The organism is Janthinobacterium sp. BJB401, assembly GCF_013372745.1.
In the GTDB taxonomy this organism is placed as follows: domain Bacteria; phylum Pseudomonadota; class Gammaproteobacteria; order Burkholderiales; family Burkholderiaceae_D; genus Janthinobacterium; species Janthinobacterium rivuli.
This window is the reverse complement of record NZ_JABXFH010000025.1, coordinates 71171-86623: the sequence shown is the minus strand read 5'-3', so window position 1 is coordinate 86623 and position 15453 is coordinate 71171. Positions and strand designations below refer to the sequence as shown.

Below are 15453 nucleotides of genomic sequence, written 5' to 3'. Positions count from 1 at the left end.
GGGGGGGCCGCCCCGCGCCGCATGCACGCCGACGCCAGCGCGTCGGGCGCGGAACAGCGGCGCGTGCTCGGTGAACTGATCATCCACTACGAGCGGCTGATGCGCGAGACGCGGCGCCTGATCGGCCGCAGCGACCGCGCCGAGCGCGACATGCATCTGCTGAACCGCCAGTTGCAAACCCTGGCCGGCCAGCTCGAATACCGCGCCACGCACGATCCGCTGACGGGCGCCCTGAACCGCGGCGCCGTGATCGACCACGCCTCGCGCTGCCTGGCGCAGGGCGACATGGCGCTGATCGTGCTCGACATCGACCTGTTCAAGCAGGTCAACGACGACTTCGGCCATCCGGCCGGCGACGGCGTGATCCAGGCCGTGGTGGACTGCCTGAAGGGGCTATTGGGACAGGAGACGGCCATCGGCCGGGTCGGCGGCGAAGAGTTTTCCGTCGTCTGGCCCACCTCCTCGCGCGACGACGCGGCGCAAGTGGCGCAGCGCATCTGCGAGACGGTCGGCCGCCAGCGCCATGCGGCGCCCATCACGCGCGCCATCACCGTCAGCGTGGGCCTGAGCTGGAACCGCGCCGGCACGCCATTCGAAACGGCCTACAGCCATGCCGACCAGGCCCTGTACCAGGCCAAGCGCGAAGGACGCAACTGCGTGCGCCAGTGGCTGGAAAGCTGAAGCGGACCTTAGCGGATATGTTCGCGCGCCATGCTGCCGTCGCGGCGCATGGCCGCCGCAGCGCGCTGCATGGCCGCCACCTGCGCCTCGGGCAATTGCTTGTTGCAGGCGAGGTAAGTCTGCACGCGGTTAAAAGTCAGCAGCGGCACCACCTTGCCCTCCCACTCCTTGCCGACGAAAGGCTTGCTGCCCACCGCCAGGCCCACGGCCCACAGGTCGATGCGCCCGAGCAGCAGCTTTTGCGGATTGAGCCACTCCTGCGTCACGGGCGCCACGTTCATGCCGCGCTGGCGCAGGTAATCGTCGCGCGCGTCGCCGAGCACCGTGCCGATCACCAGGCCGCGCGCATCATCGAGCGTGCGCAGCGCCAGGTGCCGCTCGGCCAGGCCGTAGAGTATCCATTCCGCTTCGTTGAGGGGGCCGATCCAGCGAAATTGCGCTTCGCGCTCCTGCGTGCGGCTGGTGGAAAAGATGCAGGTATCAGGCTCGCGCAGCGCCTGCGCGTACGCGCGCTTCCACGGCAGCAGCTCGATGCGGTAGGAAAGACCGGCGCGCGCCATGATGTCGCGCACCTTGAGCGTTTCCCGTCCCACGACGACATTGCCTTCCATCATGCTCGACGGCGGCAAATGCTCGCCGACGATGCGCACGTCTACCGCCGCGGCCAGCGCCGGCATCAGCAGCGCCACTGCCAGCAGCCACGCCATGCTTGCTTGTTTCATGCTTGCTTTCATCTGCTACAGGGGATTGAAGCCGATGTTACCATCGGCTCACCCTGGCATCGCCGCATATTGCCAATTAAACCATATATTTTCCGCAGCGTGGCAACAGGCCAACGCCGGGAGAACGCCATGCGGAAGGGGATGGGAGAAATGTAACTGGCGGAAAACAGTAGGAGTCGAACCTACGGGAGAACGTCTGACGCCCTCCACCGGGTTTGAAGCCCGGCCACATCACCGGATGAGTGTGCTTTCCGCGGTGCCTGAGCTAGCTGCTGGGCAAGGCTGCCGTATAGGACCACAGCGCTTGCGGGCGTAATAGATGCCCATTGCCAACACGGCGAGTATAACCGACGCGGTCAAAGAATTCCAAGACCTGGATCGCCCGCTTGCGGCCCAGGCCGCTGGCGTCGCGGAAGGTGGCCGCGCCCACGGCGCCGGAACCGTGCGCCAGGCCCTCGTCCAGCTCCGCTTTTTCGGCCAGGGCGCGCACCAGTTGCGCCAGCTCGGCCAGGGCCGACGGATGGTAGAACAGGTCGTGCACGACCTGGCTGATCTGCCCTGCCTTGGCGAGTTTGCGTAACAGCTTGCGCGTCTCGTCCTCGGCCAGGCCAAAGCCGCGCGCCAGGTCGCGCGTCCACGGTGGATCGAAGCGCCCCTGCTCCAACCCGGCCAGCAAGGGTTCGGCCACCGCCTGCTCCTGCGGCGTCAGTTCCACGCTGTGCGCCGGCAAATGCAGGCTGGCGCCGCGCGCGAGGATCTCGCCACGTGCCAGCAAGCCTTCGACCAGATGGCTCCACAAGGCGTCTTCCATCTCGGCGTCGACGATGCGTTTCAAACGCCACAGTTCCGGCCCCGCCTCGTCGGGCGCGCGCGCATGGAAGGTTTCCAATGCTGCCATCACGCGCGCCTCCAGCGCCAGCAACGCGGCCGGCGCCAGCAGCAGGGCGTCGCCACCGCGCAGGGCGATGCGCCGCGTGTCGGACGGCAGCGCCAGGGCGTCCGCCGGCAACAGGGACAGGCGCACCAGCAGCGATTCGCGCAAGCCCAGCGGACTTTGCGCCAGCAGGGCCGCATAGTCGCCCTGCGCGATGAACGCGGCCAGCGCATCGAGCCACGCCAGCCTGGCCGGACTGCGGCGCTTGCGCGCGGGGCCAAAGGGATCGAGCACCATGCCGCCGCCCACCGTTTGCGTCGCTTGCGCATTGCGCACGACGAAGCGGTCGCCCGGCACGCCGTGCATCGGCGCGTCGAACACCAGCTGTACCCTGCCCGTCTGCCCCGGCGACAGCGTTTCGCCATCGAGCATGACGGCGCGCGCCAGCTGGTGCGCCGCGCCCAGGTGCACATGCAGCGGCGACCAGGCTTTCAGCTGCACGCCGGCGTCTGGCAGCAGGGTCAGTTCCACGTCGAGGCGTTCGGAACACTGCGCCAGCGCGGGCGCGACGATCCAGTTGCCCCGCTCGATGCGTTCGCGGTCGATGCCGGCCAGGTTCAGCGCCAATCTCTGGCCCGCCATGCCCGTCCCGGCTGCGCGGTTCTGCGCATGGATGCTGCGCACGCGCGCCTGTGCATCGCCGGGCGCCAGCTGCAGCATGTCGCCCACCTGTACGCATCCCGCCAGCGCCGTGCCGGTGACGATGGTGCCCTGCCCCGACAAGGTGAACACGCGGTCCACGCCGAGGCGGAACAGGCGCCGCTCGTCACGCTGCGGCAGGCTGCGCGCCACTTGCGTCAGGTGCGCCAGCAAGGCGGCCACGCCCGCATCGTCGTCGCGATTGGCGGCCGTGGAAAAGATCGGGCTGCCCGCCAGCGGCGTGCCGGCCAGCAGCGCTTCGATGTCCGCCTCCACCTGCGCCACGCGGGCGCCATCGGCGCGGTCGATCTTGGTCAGCGCCACGGCGCCGCGCGTCACGCCGAGCAGCTGCAAAATCGCCAGGTGTTCGTGCGTCTGCGGCATGATGCCGTCGTCGGCCGCCACCACGAGCAGGGCAAAATCGATGCCCGTCACGCCGGAGGCCATGGTGCGGATGAATTTTTCGTGACCGGGCACGTCGATCACGCCCAGCACCGTGCCATCTGCCAGCGGCAGATAGGCGTAGCCAAGTTCTATCGAAATGCCGCGCGCCTGCTCTTCCTTCAGGCGGTCCGTGTGCACGCCCGTCAGCGCGCGCGTCAGGGTCGTCTTGCCATGGTCGATATGGCCTGCGGTGCCGACGATCATGCCGTCAACTCGGCGAGCTGCGCGATGAAGGCCGTCTCGTGCGCCGCTTCCAGGCAGCGCAGATCGAGCCATAAAGTATCTTGCCCGATGCGCCCGATCACGGGGCACGGCAAGGCGCGCAAACGCTGTTCCAGCACGCCCAGGGGATTACTCAGACGCGAGCCAGGCGCGCTGCGGATGGCCAGGCCAAAGCTGGGCAGCTGGTCGACGGGCAGGGCCCCGCTGCCGATCTGGCTTTTCATGGCTTCGGCGGTGACCACATAGTCGGCACCAAGTACGCTTTGCAGCAGCGGCAGCAGGGTTTGCGCCTGCGCGCGCATGGCGCAAGCGGGACGCGTCAACAGGCGCAAAGTGGTCAGACGTTCGGCCAGCAAATCCGGCGCGCGATACAACTGCAGCACGGGCGCCAAGGCGGCCAGGGTCAGCTTGCCGACCCGCAGTGCGCGTTTCAATGGATTGCGCTTGATCTTCGCGATCAGATCGGCGCGCCCGACGATGACGCCGCATTGCGGGCCGCCCAGCAGTTTGTCGCCACTGAAGGTCACCAGGTCGGCGCCCGCTTCGATGGTTTCGCGCACCGTCGTTTCATGCGGTAGACCATACTGCGCCAGGTCGACCAGGGTGCCGCTACCCAGGTCGACGGCCGTGGGAATGGCATGTTTTGCTGCCAGCGGCACCAGTTCGTCCAGCTCCACGCTTTTCGTGAAACCGGTGATCGCGTAATTGCTGCAGTGGACCTTCATCAGCAAGGCAGTGTTCTCGTTGATCCCGTTCGCGTAATCGGCCAGGTGGGTGCGATTCGTGCTGCCCACTTCACGCAGCACGGCACCCGCGCGCGTCATCACATCTGGGATGCGGAAAGCGCCGCCGATTTCCACCAGCTCACCGCGCGAGACGACGACCTCCTTGTTCTGCGCCAGGGTATTGAGCATCAGCAGCACGGCGGCCGCATTGTTGTTGACGATGGTGGCCGCTTCGGCCCCCGTCAGCTCGCGCAGCAGTTCCTCGACCAGGTCGTCGCGGTCGCCGCGCTTGCCCGTTTCCAGGTCGAATTCCAGATTCATCGGCCATTGCAACGCTTCCACCACGGCTTGCACGGCCGTATCGGGCAGCAGTGCGCGGCCCAGGTTCGTGTGCAGCACGGTGCCCGTCAGGTTGAACACGGCGCGCAGCTGCGGGCGCGCTTGCGCCTGCAGCCGTTCATCCATTTGCGCGGCGATGGCGGCAATCGATGCGCCCTCCTCGCCGCATTCACCAAACCCTGCACCGGCCAGCATGGCCGTGCGCAGTTCGGCCAGCACGGCGCGCGCGCAGGCCAGGGTCTGCACGCGGCCATAGCGCGCGATCAGGGCCAGGCAAGCCGCGTCGCCCAGGATGCGGTCTACCGACGGCAGGCGCACGGTTTGCCCCGTCGTCATGACTGCTGGCCCTCGCTGTTTTCATTCTTCCCCAGCCACAGCAGCGGGTTGCCGCTGGCGCGCTGGTAGCCCGCTTCGCCCACCAGCAGGTCGAGCATCAGGCTGGCCAGGTCGTCGGCCAGCGGTTCGACGTTGTAATCGTGTTCCTGGTTGAAGACTTTGCGGTAGGTATGGCAATCGTCGCAGGTTTCCGCGCGCGCCACCTTCTTCGGGTCGTTCGCCTTGTTGGGCAGCTTGTCGTCCTTCGCCGTCACCGGGTCGAACGGTTTTGCGTCGGCCGCGTCCAGGCCCTGGTAGGCGATCTTGCCATTCTGTTCGCAGGTCGAGCACTTCACGCGCACCATATGCCATTCGCTTTCGCAAATGCCGCAGTGCAGGTAGCGGTAGCCCTGCGACTGGCCGCCGATGCGGATCACGCTGGCGACGGGGTGCGAACCGCAGACGGGGCACAGGGTGCCCGTTTCCAGGTCCGGCACGCGCGCGGCGCGCAATTCGCTGGCCGACACCGACCATAAAATCTGCAGGGCGGCCGCGACGAACGGCGCATGCATGGGATTGAGGTTGTCGCCGTTTTCATCGAGCACGGCGTCGGCGCAGGCGTCCAGCGCTGGAGCGTCGAGCGCACGCAATTGCGCCAGCACCTGCGTCAGGCCACCGGACAATGCCGGCTGGCTTGCCGCCGTGGCGGCCAGTTCATCGAGCAGGCTGGCAAAGATGTCGCGCCAGACGGGCGGACGGGCGCCGCTGACGGGCAGCACCGGCATGCGGTGCTGGATGGCGCGGCGCAGCGCGTCCGGGTCGGCGGCAGGCACGGCGCCGGGCGCCAGTTTTCCCACCACGACGGCCTGCGCGTCGGCCAGCGCGGCCATCAACACCAGGTAGCCCTGCATGCCCGCGTCGACGGGGATGCCCTTGATCTTACCCTGCGCCAGTTCGCGCAAGCGCACGGCGCGCGCCTTGAACAGACTGTCAGGCTGCGGCAGCAGCAGGCGCGGAATCGCGTTGTGGTCCAGGCCTTCGATTTCGCCTGGCTGAAGAATGCGTTGTACCAATGGAGTTTTCCCATCAAAAAAGAGCACAGCACGGCAAGCGGGTGTGACCATGCTGTCAAAGTATTTTAATCGATACAGTCATCGCAAGCCGCAAAGTAAAACAGGGGTCAGACCCGTCGGGTCTGACCCCAGCTCTTGCACTTGGGCTAATTAAGCAAAAAACCGTCAGTCTTTTGTATTGCGAATGACGGCCTCAAACCACTTCGGATGATGCTTGCGCGCCCAGCCGTAGGTGACGGTGCCGCGCACCATGGCGCCGATCGAGCCCTTGACCCACAGGGCCGCGTAGATGTGCACGATGATGGCGCAGATGATGGCAAACGCGCAACCGGCATGCAGCAAGGCGGCAAAGCGCACCACGTCGATCGGGAAATAGAACGCGAAATACGCGCGCCAGATCACGACGCCCGACAGCAGCAAGCCGATCATGCTGGCCAGCAGCACGAAGAACAGGATCTTCTGGCCGGCATTGTATTTGCCGATCTTTGGAAGCTTGTCTTCGCGGTTATTGAGCACGTCGTCCATCTGTTTCAGCCACTGCTTGTCGCCGTCCTCGAACTTGTTGTGGTGCCAGAAGCGCACCACGAGGATCGCGAACGAGACAAACATCACCAGGCCGGCAAACGGATGCAAAATGCGCGTCCATTGCCCGCCGCCGAACAGATTCGCCAGCCACGCCATCGACGGATGGAACATGGCCAGCCCGGACAGGGCCAGCATGACGAAGGTGATGGCCGTGACCCAGTGATTCGTGCGCTCGTTGGGGTTGTAGCGTTCGATCAAGGGATTGCCATCCTTGTCGCGCAGCTTGCCATCGTGAAGTTCACTATGCTTCATGCTGTTCCTCCCGGATGCGCTTGGCCTCTTCCAGCGCTTCGTGCTCTTCATCCTTGCTCACTTCGTTCGGACCGACACGCGTGTAGTGGAACAGGCCCGCCAGCGCCGTGGCAGCCATGCCGGCCACCGCCAGCGGCTTGGACCAGCCCTTCCAGAAGCCCACCATCGGGCTGATGCGCGGGCGTTCCGGCAAGTTCGAATACAGCTTCGGCTTGTCGGCATGGTGCAGCACGTACATCACGTGCGTGCCACCCACGCCCAGCGGATCGTACAGGCCTGCGTTTTCGAAACCGCGCGACTTCAGGTCGACGATGCGCTCTTCCGCATGCACCTTCATGTCTTCCTTGGTACCGAACACGATGGCGCCCGTCGGGCAGGTTTTCACGCAGGCCGGTTCCTGGCCCACGGCGACGCGGTCCGAGCAGAGCGTGCACTTGTAGGCGCGGTCGTCCTTTTTCGAAATGCGGGGCACGTCGAAAGGACAGCCGGCCACGCAGTAGCCGCAGCCGATGCAGTTTTCCTGGTGGAAGTCCACGATGCCGTTCGTGTACTGCACGATGGCGCCCGGCGCCGGACAGGCTTTCAGACAGCCCGGATCCTCGCAGTGCATGCAGCCATCCTTGCGGATCAGCCATTCGAGGTTGCCGTCGTTGTTTTCGTGTTCGGCAAAACGCATCACCGTCCACGATTGCGGCGTCAGGTCCGTCGGATTGTCATAGGTGCCATGGTTTTCGCCGACTTCGTCACGCAAGTCGTTCCATTCCATGCACGCCGTCTGGCAAGCCTTGCAGCCGATGCATTTCGACACATCGATCAGCTTGGCCACGGTGCCCGTCACCGGGCTGCGCGCTTGCGGCGGGGTCACCGTGGTCGCCGACAGGCGCCGGATATCTAAGGATTGCAGTGCCATTATTGAGCTCCCATCATGCTTTTTCCACCTTCACGAGGAAGGACTTGAATTCCGGCGTTTGCGAATTCGCATCCCCCACGCCCGGCGTCAGGGTATTGATCAGATACCCTGGCTTGGCCACGCCCGTAAAGCCCCAGTGCAGCGGCAGGCCCACGGTATGCACCTGCTTGCCCTCGATCGTCAACGCCTTGATGCGCTTGGTGACGACGGCCTTGGCGATGATGTGGCCCCGCTTGGAACTGACGCGCACTTCACCGCCGGCGACGACGCCGATGCTCTTGGCCAGCTCTTCGCCGATTTCGACGAATTGCTGCGGCTGGATGATGGCATTCAGGCGCGCATGCTTGGTCCAGTAATGGAAATGCTCGGTCAGGCGGTAGCTGGTGGCCACATGCGGATACTCCTCATGCGTGCCGAACATTTTCCGGTCATCGGCGAACACGCGCGCGGCCGGATTGCTGGTCGCCTGCGGGTTTTTCGGATGCATGGGGTTGTAGCCCAGCGGATTTTCGAACGGCTCGTAATGCTCGGGGAACGGACCTTCGGCCATGGCGCCGCGCGCAAAGAAGCGCGCCACACCCTCGCCCAGCATGATGAACGGCCCCATGCCGTTTTCCGGCGGTTCGTCGACCTTGAAGTCGGGAATATCGGCCCCGCTCCAGTTCGTCCCATTCCACTCGATGAGCTTGCGGGTCGGATCGAAAGGCTTGCCCTTCAAGTCGCATGAAGCTCGGTTGTACAGCACGCGGCGGTTCGCCGGCCACGCCCAGGCCCAGCCCAGCGTCTGGCCGATGCCGGTCGGGTCGCTATTGTCGCGCCGTCCCATCTGGTTGCCCGCCTGCGTCCAGCTGCCGGCGAAAATCCAGCAACCGCTGGTGGTCGTGCCATCGTCGCGCAATTGCGCAAACGAGGCCAGCTGCTCGCCCTTTTTGACCAGCAGCTTGGTCGGATCCTTGAGATCGTACAAGTCAACCAGTGCCTTGCCGTTGAATTCACGGGCGATTTCTTCCGGCTGCGGGTTATGCGGCTGCGCATAATTCCACGTCAGGTTGAGAATCGGATCGGGGAACTTGCCGCCCTCTTTCTGGTACATGCTGCGCATGCGCAGGAACAGGCCCGACATGATCTCCAGGTCGCTGCGCGCCTGGCCCGGCGGTTCGGCCGCCTGCCAGTGCCATTGCAGCACGCGTGAAGAGCTCACCAACGAACCGCGTTCTTCGGCGAAGCAGCTGGTTGGCAGGCGGAACACTTCCGTCATGATCTTGGTCGGATCGACTTCGTGATACTGCCCGTGCGCCTTCCAGAATTCGCCCGTTTCCACGGCCAGCGGATCCATGATGACGAGGAACTTCAGCTTCGACAGCGCTTCCGTGACCTTCTGCTTGTTCGGCGCGGACGCCAGCACATTGAAGCCCTGGCAGATATAGCCCGTCATCTTGCCTTGGTGCATATTCTCGATGGCTTGCATCAAGTCATACGGCTTGTCGAGCTTTGGCAGGTAGTCGAAGGCGTAGTTGTTCTCGGCCGTGGCGAAATCACCCCACCACGTCTTCATGAAGCTGACGTGGAATTTGCGGTAATTGCTCCAGTAGCTGAGCTGGTTCGGACGCAGCGGCTTGGTGGCACGCGCGGCGATATAGGCGTCGAAATCCTGCTCGCCCTCGTTCGGCAAGGTCATGTAACCTGGCAACAGGTTCGACATCAGGCCCAGATCGGTCAAGCCCTGGATGTTCGAGTGGCCGCGCAAGGCGTTCATGCCGCCGCCCGCGATGCCCATATTGCCCAGCAACAACTGCACCATGGCGCCCGTGCGGATGGTTTGCGCGCCCGTCGAATGGTGCGTCCAGCCCAGCGCGTACAGGATGGTACCGGCGCGTCCCGGCACGGCGGTCGAAGCCAGGGCTTCCGCCACCTTGTGGAACTTGTCGGCCGACACGCCGCACGTACGTTCGACCATTTCGGTCGTGTAGCGCGAGTAGTGCTTCTTCATCATCTGGTAGACGCAGCGCGGGTGTTCCAGGGTCGGGTCGACCTTGGCATAGCCGTCTTCGCCGATCTCGTAATCCCAGGTGGCCTTGTTGGTGTACTTGCCTTTTTCCTTGTCGAAACCCGAGAACAGGCCATCTTCGAACGCATAGTCTTCGCGCACGATGAAGGGCATGTCCGTGTAGTTGCGCACGTACTCATGCTGGATCTTGTCGTTCGTCAGCAGATAATTGATGATCGCGCCGAGGAAGACGATGTCCGTGCCGGTACGCGTGGCGCAGTAGTAATCTGCCACGGATGCGGTACGGGTAAAACGCGGATCGACAACGATCAGCTTGGCCTTGTTATGCGCCTTCGCTTCCGTTACCCATTTGAATCCGCAAGGATGTGCTTCTGCTGCATTGCCGCCCATGACCAGGATCACGTCGGCATTCTTGATATCGACCCAATGATTCGTCATCGCGCCACGGCCAAACGTCGGGGCAAGACCTGCCACCGTCGGTCCGTGTCATACACGCGCCTGATTATCAAAGGTCAGCATCCCCATGCTGCGCACTGTCTTGTGGGTCAGATACCCGACCTCGTTGCTGCCGGCGGACGCGGCAAGCATGCCGGTGGAGAGCCAGCGGTTGACGGTCTTGCCGTCGGCATTCTTTTCGATCAGGTTGGCGTCGCGGTCATCCTTCATCAGGCGCGCGATCTTGTCGAGCGCCACATCCCAGGAGATCGGTTGCCATTCCGTGCCGCCCGGTGCGCGGTATTCGGGCACTTTCAGGCGGTTCGGGCTGTGGATGAAGTCGACCAGGCTGGCGCCTTTCGGGCACAGGGTGCCGCGGTTCACCGGGTGATCGGCATCGCCTTCCACGTGGATGATGCTGGAGACGGCGTTTTTCGCGCCATCGCCCAGTCCATACAGCAGGACGCCGCATCCTACCGAACAGTAGGGACAGGTATTGCGTGTCTCGGTCGTGCGAGACAGCTTGTATTGCCGCACTTCCGCCATCGCCTGGCCCGGTGCGAAACCGAGCAGGGCGAGGCTGGAACCAGCAATGGTCGCGCCAGTTACCCGAAGGAACTGGCGCCTGGACATCTGAACCATATTCAGGCCTCTATGATGTGAGTAAATAAAAAGTCATACGGCGTCGTGGTCGTGTCATATCACTAAGATATAAGCACCATGCCTGTGCCGTATGACACTATTTTACCCCTCAAACTCAGTCAAGGCTCAGTCCGCCCTAAAAAATTGCACATAGTCAACATTATTTTATCGGTACCGAACAGTTCCTCTAATCAATACGAGCCTGCCCGGCGCAGCGCCCGTCCATGAAAAAAACCCGCTCGCGAGCGGGTTGTGAGGAGTGACAAAAATTACAGACTGTAGCGCAAGGTCAGCGCCACATTGCGCGGCGCGCCCGGCAAGCTCAGGTTCGGGCTGGAACCGTGGCCCGACACGATGTAGCGCGTGTCGCCGATATTGTTGATGTTCAGCTGCACTTCATAGCGGCCTGTGCGGTATGCGGCCATGGCGTCGGCCGTCACGTAGCCGGGCAAGACCACCGTGTTGCCGGCATTGGCGAAACGGCTGCCGACGGCATTCGCGCCGCCGCCCACGGTGAAGCCGTGGCCCAGGTCTTTCGTCAGCCACAGATTGGCCATGTTGCGTGCCGTCAGGGTGGCGCGCTTGCCTTTGACCGGCACTTCTCTGGCGATGATGCCGCCCGGCACATTGACGCTCTTGTCGACGGCGATGGAATCGGTAATGGTGGCGTCCAGGTAGGCGTAGCCTGCCATCATTTTCCAGCCGTCATGCAAGTCCGCGTTGAAGGTCAGTTCCAGGCCGTCCGTGCGTTGCGTGCCGACGGGCACGATGCGGTTCGTGATCGGGTCGCTGGTCTTGATGTTGTCGCGTTCCAGGCGGAACAGCGACACGGTGGCGTTGGCGCGGCCGCCCCACAGATCGTACTTGGCGCCCACTTCCGTGTTGCGCGTGGTTTCCGGCGCCAGGTCGGCATTGTTGGCGGCCAGGGCGAAGTTTTCGCCGCTCGGCTGGAAGGAGCGGCTCCACGACGCGTAGTACGATTGCACGGCGCTCGGTTGCCAGACGAGGCCCGCGCGGGGGCTGTAGGCCGAATCCGTGCGCGACAAATCCGCCGTCGTCACGCCAAGCGCATTGGCCAGGCGCGACTGCTGCTTGTAGCGGTCATAGCGCAGGCCGGCCAGCGCCTTCCACTCATCGCTGAAGCTGATGGCGTCCTGCACGTAAGCGGCGGCCGTGTCATAGGTACCGAAGGTATCGCCGCGCGCGCCCAGCTTGCTGCGGCTGACCTGCGGCAGGACGGGATGGAAGATCGATACGTTCGACGCCACCGCGGTCGAGGCCCAGCTCGACGCATCCTTGTTTTGCTTGCCGAATTCGGCGCCGTACAGCACTTCATGGCGCAAGGTGCCCGTGACCAGCTTTTGCGTCAGTTCCGTCTGGTTGAACCAGCCGCTCTCGTCGCGGTTGAGCTTGGCGTGGCCCAGGCTCATCGTGCCCTTGACTTCGTTGACGTTGCCGGAAATATTCGTGTTGTTGCGGTCCAGGTGGTAATCGTAATAGCGGAAGGCATTGCGCAGCGACAAGCTGTCGCTGAACTTGTGCGTCAGGGTGGCGGCCGTGGAGACCACGCGCGACTGGCTGAAGTCCGCATCGCGCGCATTGGCGGCGCCAAAATAGGTGCGCGCGTCGACGGCCACGGGACGGCCGTGGTAGGACGGGATGCCGAAGTCCGTCAGGCGGCGGTCTTCCAGGTACTCGCCCTGCAGCAACAGTTTGGTGGCGCTGGACAGGCGGATGGCCACGGAAGGCGACAGCGCCGTGCGGTTGATGAATTGCTGCTCGCGATAGCTGTCCGACAACTCGCGCGCGCCCGTGAAACGCCAGTCCACCGTCTCGCCCACGCGGCCCACGTCGACTTCGCCACGGCGCCCTTTTGTATTCGTCAGGCTCAGGGCCAGATCCGTGATATCGATACCTGGCTTCTTCGTGATGCGGTTCACCAGGCCACCCGAGGAACCGCGGCCGTACAGCACGGCGGCCGGTCCCTTGATCACTTCCAGGCGCTCCACGTTCGACAGGTCGCGGAAATACAGGGCGTCATCGCGGAAGCCGTCGACGAACTGGTCGCCGATGGCCGTGAAGCCGCGGATGAACACCTGGTCGCGCTGGCCGTCGCCCGTGGACAGGCCCACGCCGGGGATGTTCTTCATGATGTCCTGGATCGACATGGCGTTCTGGTCGCGGATGACGGCGGCCGGCACCACGTTGATCGTCTGCGGCACGTCGCGCAAGGCCATTTCCGTCTTGGTGCCGCTGGCCGAGGTGGCGGCGACATAGCCCTCCTTGTCCTTCGACGCCGTCACGGTGACGGCGGGCAAACTTTCCTGTGCCCAGCTTGCCAATGGCGTGGCGCCGAAGGTCAAGGCGCCCAGTACGGCGATGGTGATCGGTTTACATCCTGGCTTGCGCTGTTGCTGCATACAATTCCCTGGTCGATGTTTTAATACGAATGATTATCATTAGTATTTTATCAGCGAGTGATGCCTAAAGTAAGGGTTACTGTAAGTGATAGTACTTATGGACTAGGTACTTGATGTAAAAACACAACAGGAAATCAATATCAAAAAACAATTAAAATTGCTTTGAAAAACTATTTCTCTGCGTCAATGCTATACTTGCGACTTGCTGGGCAACGGTCAGCCTGACCGACATGCCCCTTGCTTTACCTCCATCGCCACGCTCAGCGTGGCGCGCCGCACAGCCATCACGCGGCACCCGAAGACCCCGATCCCCTGCGCCTTGCGGCGCCTGTCCGCCCCTGCTGGCGGCGGCGATCATGACTATTAAACTGTTAGGAATTACATGAAAAACCTGAACATCGGCAGCCGCCTTGGCGTCGGCTTTGCTGTCGTATTGTTGTTGCTTGCCGCCTTGACCGTCACCGCCCTCGTGCGCATGCAAACGGCCAGCGACCTGACTTACCGCCTCATCAATACCAGCATCAAGAACCAGCGCATGGTGGCCGAATGGTCGAAGATCATTGAACTCAACAGCGTACGCGGCGTCGCCTCGTTTGAAATCACTGATCCCGTCGTGCGCGCCAAGATCGAGGAAGACTTGAAAGTCGATGCGGAGCGTTCCAGCAAGCTGCAGGACGACATCATCGCGTCCCTGCTCAACCCGGCCGTGATCGAGCAATTCAAGGTCGTGCGCAAGGTGCGCACCGACTACGTGACGACGCGCGCGCGCGCCTTCAAGATGAAGGCCGACGGCGACATGGCAGGCGCCAAGATCGTGTTCGACAAGGAAGTCGCACCGATCACCGTGGCTTATCTGGCCGAAGTGAAACGCTTTGCCGGCATGCAGATCAAGGCCGCCGACGGCGTCGGCAACAGCATCATCGAAGCCTACAGCGGCACCCGCGTTTTCCTGATCACCATGGGCGTGCTGGCTGTGCTGATGGGCATCGGTTTCGCCTGGTGGATCACGCGTTCGATCACCGGCCCCATCCGCGCCGCCGTGAAAGTGGCGGAAACCGTGGCAGCGGGCGACCTGAGCAGCGTCATCACGGCGCAAGGCCGCGATGAAACGGGCCAGCTGATGCACGCCCTGAAAACCATGAACGACAGCCTCGTCGGCATCGTGGGACAAGTACGCAGCGGCACCGACACCATCGCCACGGCGTCCGCGGAAATCGCCGCCGGCAACCAGGACCTGTCGTCGCGCACGGAGCAGCAAGCCAGTTCGCTGGAAGAAACGGCCTCGTCGATGGAAGAACTGACCTCGACCGTGAAACAGAATGCCGACAACGCGCGCCAGGCGAATAAACTGGCCGGCGACGCAGCCGGCATCGCCAGCCGCGGCGGCGCCGTGGTGGCCGAAGTGGTCGCCACCATGGGCGAGATCAATACCTCGTCGAAGAAAATCGTCGACATCATTTCCGTCATCGACGGCATCGCCTTCCAGACCAACATCCTGGCCCTGAACGCGGCCGTGGAAGCGGCACGCGCCGGCGAACAGGGCCGCGGCTTTGCCGTGGTCGCCACGGAAGTGCGCAACCTGGCACAGCGTTCGGCAGCGGCGGCGAAAGAGATCAAGGGCTTGATCGACGACTCCGTGCAAAAAGTCGACGTGGGCACGGACCTGGTCGACAAGGCTGGCAAGACGATGGAAGAAATCGTGCAAAGCATCGGCTTCGTCACCTCCATCATGAGCGAGATCAGCAACGCCAGCGAAGAACAGAGCGCGGGCATCGAGCAAGTCAACCAGGCCATTTCCGAAATGGATCAAGTGACCCAGCAGAATGCGGCCCTGGTGGAAGAAGCGTCGGCAGCGGCCGAAGCGATGCAGGAACAGGCGAGCGAACTGGCGCAAGTGGTCAGCGTCTTCCGCCTCGACGCCAATGCGGCGGCCACCGACCGTTTCAGCGTGAAAACCGCACAGCGCAGCGCGCCGGCGGCGACAGCCCCTGCCGCGCCAGCCCGCAAGGCCTCCACCCCTGCCCTGCGCCTGCCCGTGATGCGCAACAGCGGCAAGGCCGCGGCGCCGGCCGAAGGCGAGTGGGAAGAGTTTTAAGTCCGCGTCAAC

At 63.5% G+C, this 15453-nt stretch carries 10 protein-coding genes and 1 tRNA gene; 2 read left to right on the top strand and 9 right to left on the bottom strand.

The genetic code is table 11. The annotated features are described in order from the left end of the window. On the top strand, positions 1-681 hold a 681-nt coding region (locus HWE17_RS17150), incomplete at its 5' end, for a GGDEF domain-containing protein (protein WP_176389555.1). Positions 682-689: 8 nt separating this feature from the next. Here HWE17_RS17150 and HWE17_RS17145 read toward each other — a convergent pair. The 9 genes from HWE17_RS17145 to HWE17_RS17105 form a co-directional block, all read right to left on the bottom strand. Further along, positions 690-1403, bottom strand: a complete 714-nt coding sequence (locus tag HWE17_RS17145; RefSeq protein ID WP_255206283.1) for an ABC transporter substrate-binding protein — start codon at positions 1401-1403, stop codon at positions 690-692. A 157-nt stretch (positions 1404-1560) separates the two neighbouring features. Continuing rightward, positions 1561-1656: transfer RNA gene (locus tag HWE17_RS17140), tRNA-Sec, on the bottom strand. A 12-nt stretch (positions 1657-1668) separates the two neighbouring features. Then, a complete protein-coding gene (gene selB / locus HWE17_RS17135) occupies positions 1669-3624 on the bottom strand; it encodes a selenocysteine-specific translation elongation factor (RefSeq protein WP_176389554.1) in 1956 nt (651 codons plus the stop codon). Next, entirely contained in the window at positions 3621-5042 is a 1422-nt protein-coding gene (gene selA, locus HWE17_RS17130; RefSeq protein ID WP_176389553.1) for an L-seryl-tRNA(Sec) selenium transferase, read from the bottom strand. Before selA ends, selB begins: the two co-directional genes overlap by 4 nt. Then, on the bottom strand, positions 5039-6145 hold the full coding sequence (gene fdhE / locus HWE17_RS17125) for a formate dehydrogenase accessory protein FdhE (RefSeq protein WP_176389552.1): 1107 nt from the start codon (positions 6143-6145) through the stop codon (positions 5039-5041). Before fdhE ends, selA begins: the two co-directional genes overlap by 4 nt. A gap of 114 nt (positions 6146-6259) precedes the next feature. Further along, entirely contained in the window at positions 6260-6931 is a 672-nt protein-coding gene (locus tag HWE17_RS17120) for a formate dehydrogenase subunit gamma (RefSeq protein WP_176389551.1), read from the bottom strand. Continuing rightward, positions 6921-7841, bottom strand: coding sequence for a formate dehydrogenase subunit beta (gene fdxH, locus HWE17_RS17115; protein ID WP_035820208.1), 921 nt, complete (start codon positions 7839-7841; stop codon positions 6921-6923). The genes HWE17_RS17120 and fdxH overlap by 11 nt, the downstream gene beginning before the upstream one ends. 13 nt (positions 7842-7854) lie before the next feature. Continuing rightward, positions 7855-10926, bottom strand: a complete 3072-nt coding sequence (fdnG, locus tag HWE17_RS17110; RefSeq protein WP_176389550.1) for a formate dehydrogenase-N subunit alpha — start codon at positions 10924-10926, stop codon at positions 7855-7857. Between the two features lie 269 nt (positions 10927-11195). Next, a complete protein-coding gene (locus HWE17_RS17105) occupies positions 11196-13346 on the bottom strand; it encodes a TonB-dependent siderophore receptor (protein WP_176389549.1) in 2151 nt (716 codons plus the stop codon). Positions 13347-13728: 382 nt separating this feature from the next. Here HWE17_RS17105 and HWE17_RS17100 point away from each other — a divergent pair, with 382 nt between their 5' ends. Continuing rightward, positions 13729-15441 carry a methyl-accepting chemotaxis protein gene (locus HWE17_RS17100; RefSeq protein WP_035820218.1) on the top strand — a complete coding sequence of 571 codons (1713 nt, stop codon included), beginning with the start codon at positions 13729-13731 and terminating at the stop codon, positions 15439-15441. Positions 15442-15453 lie beyond the last annotated feature (12 nt).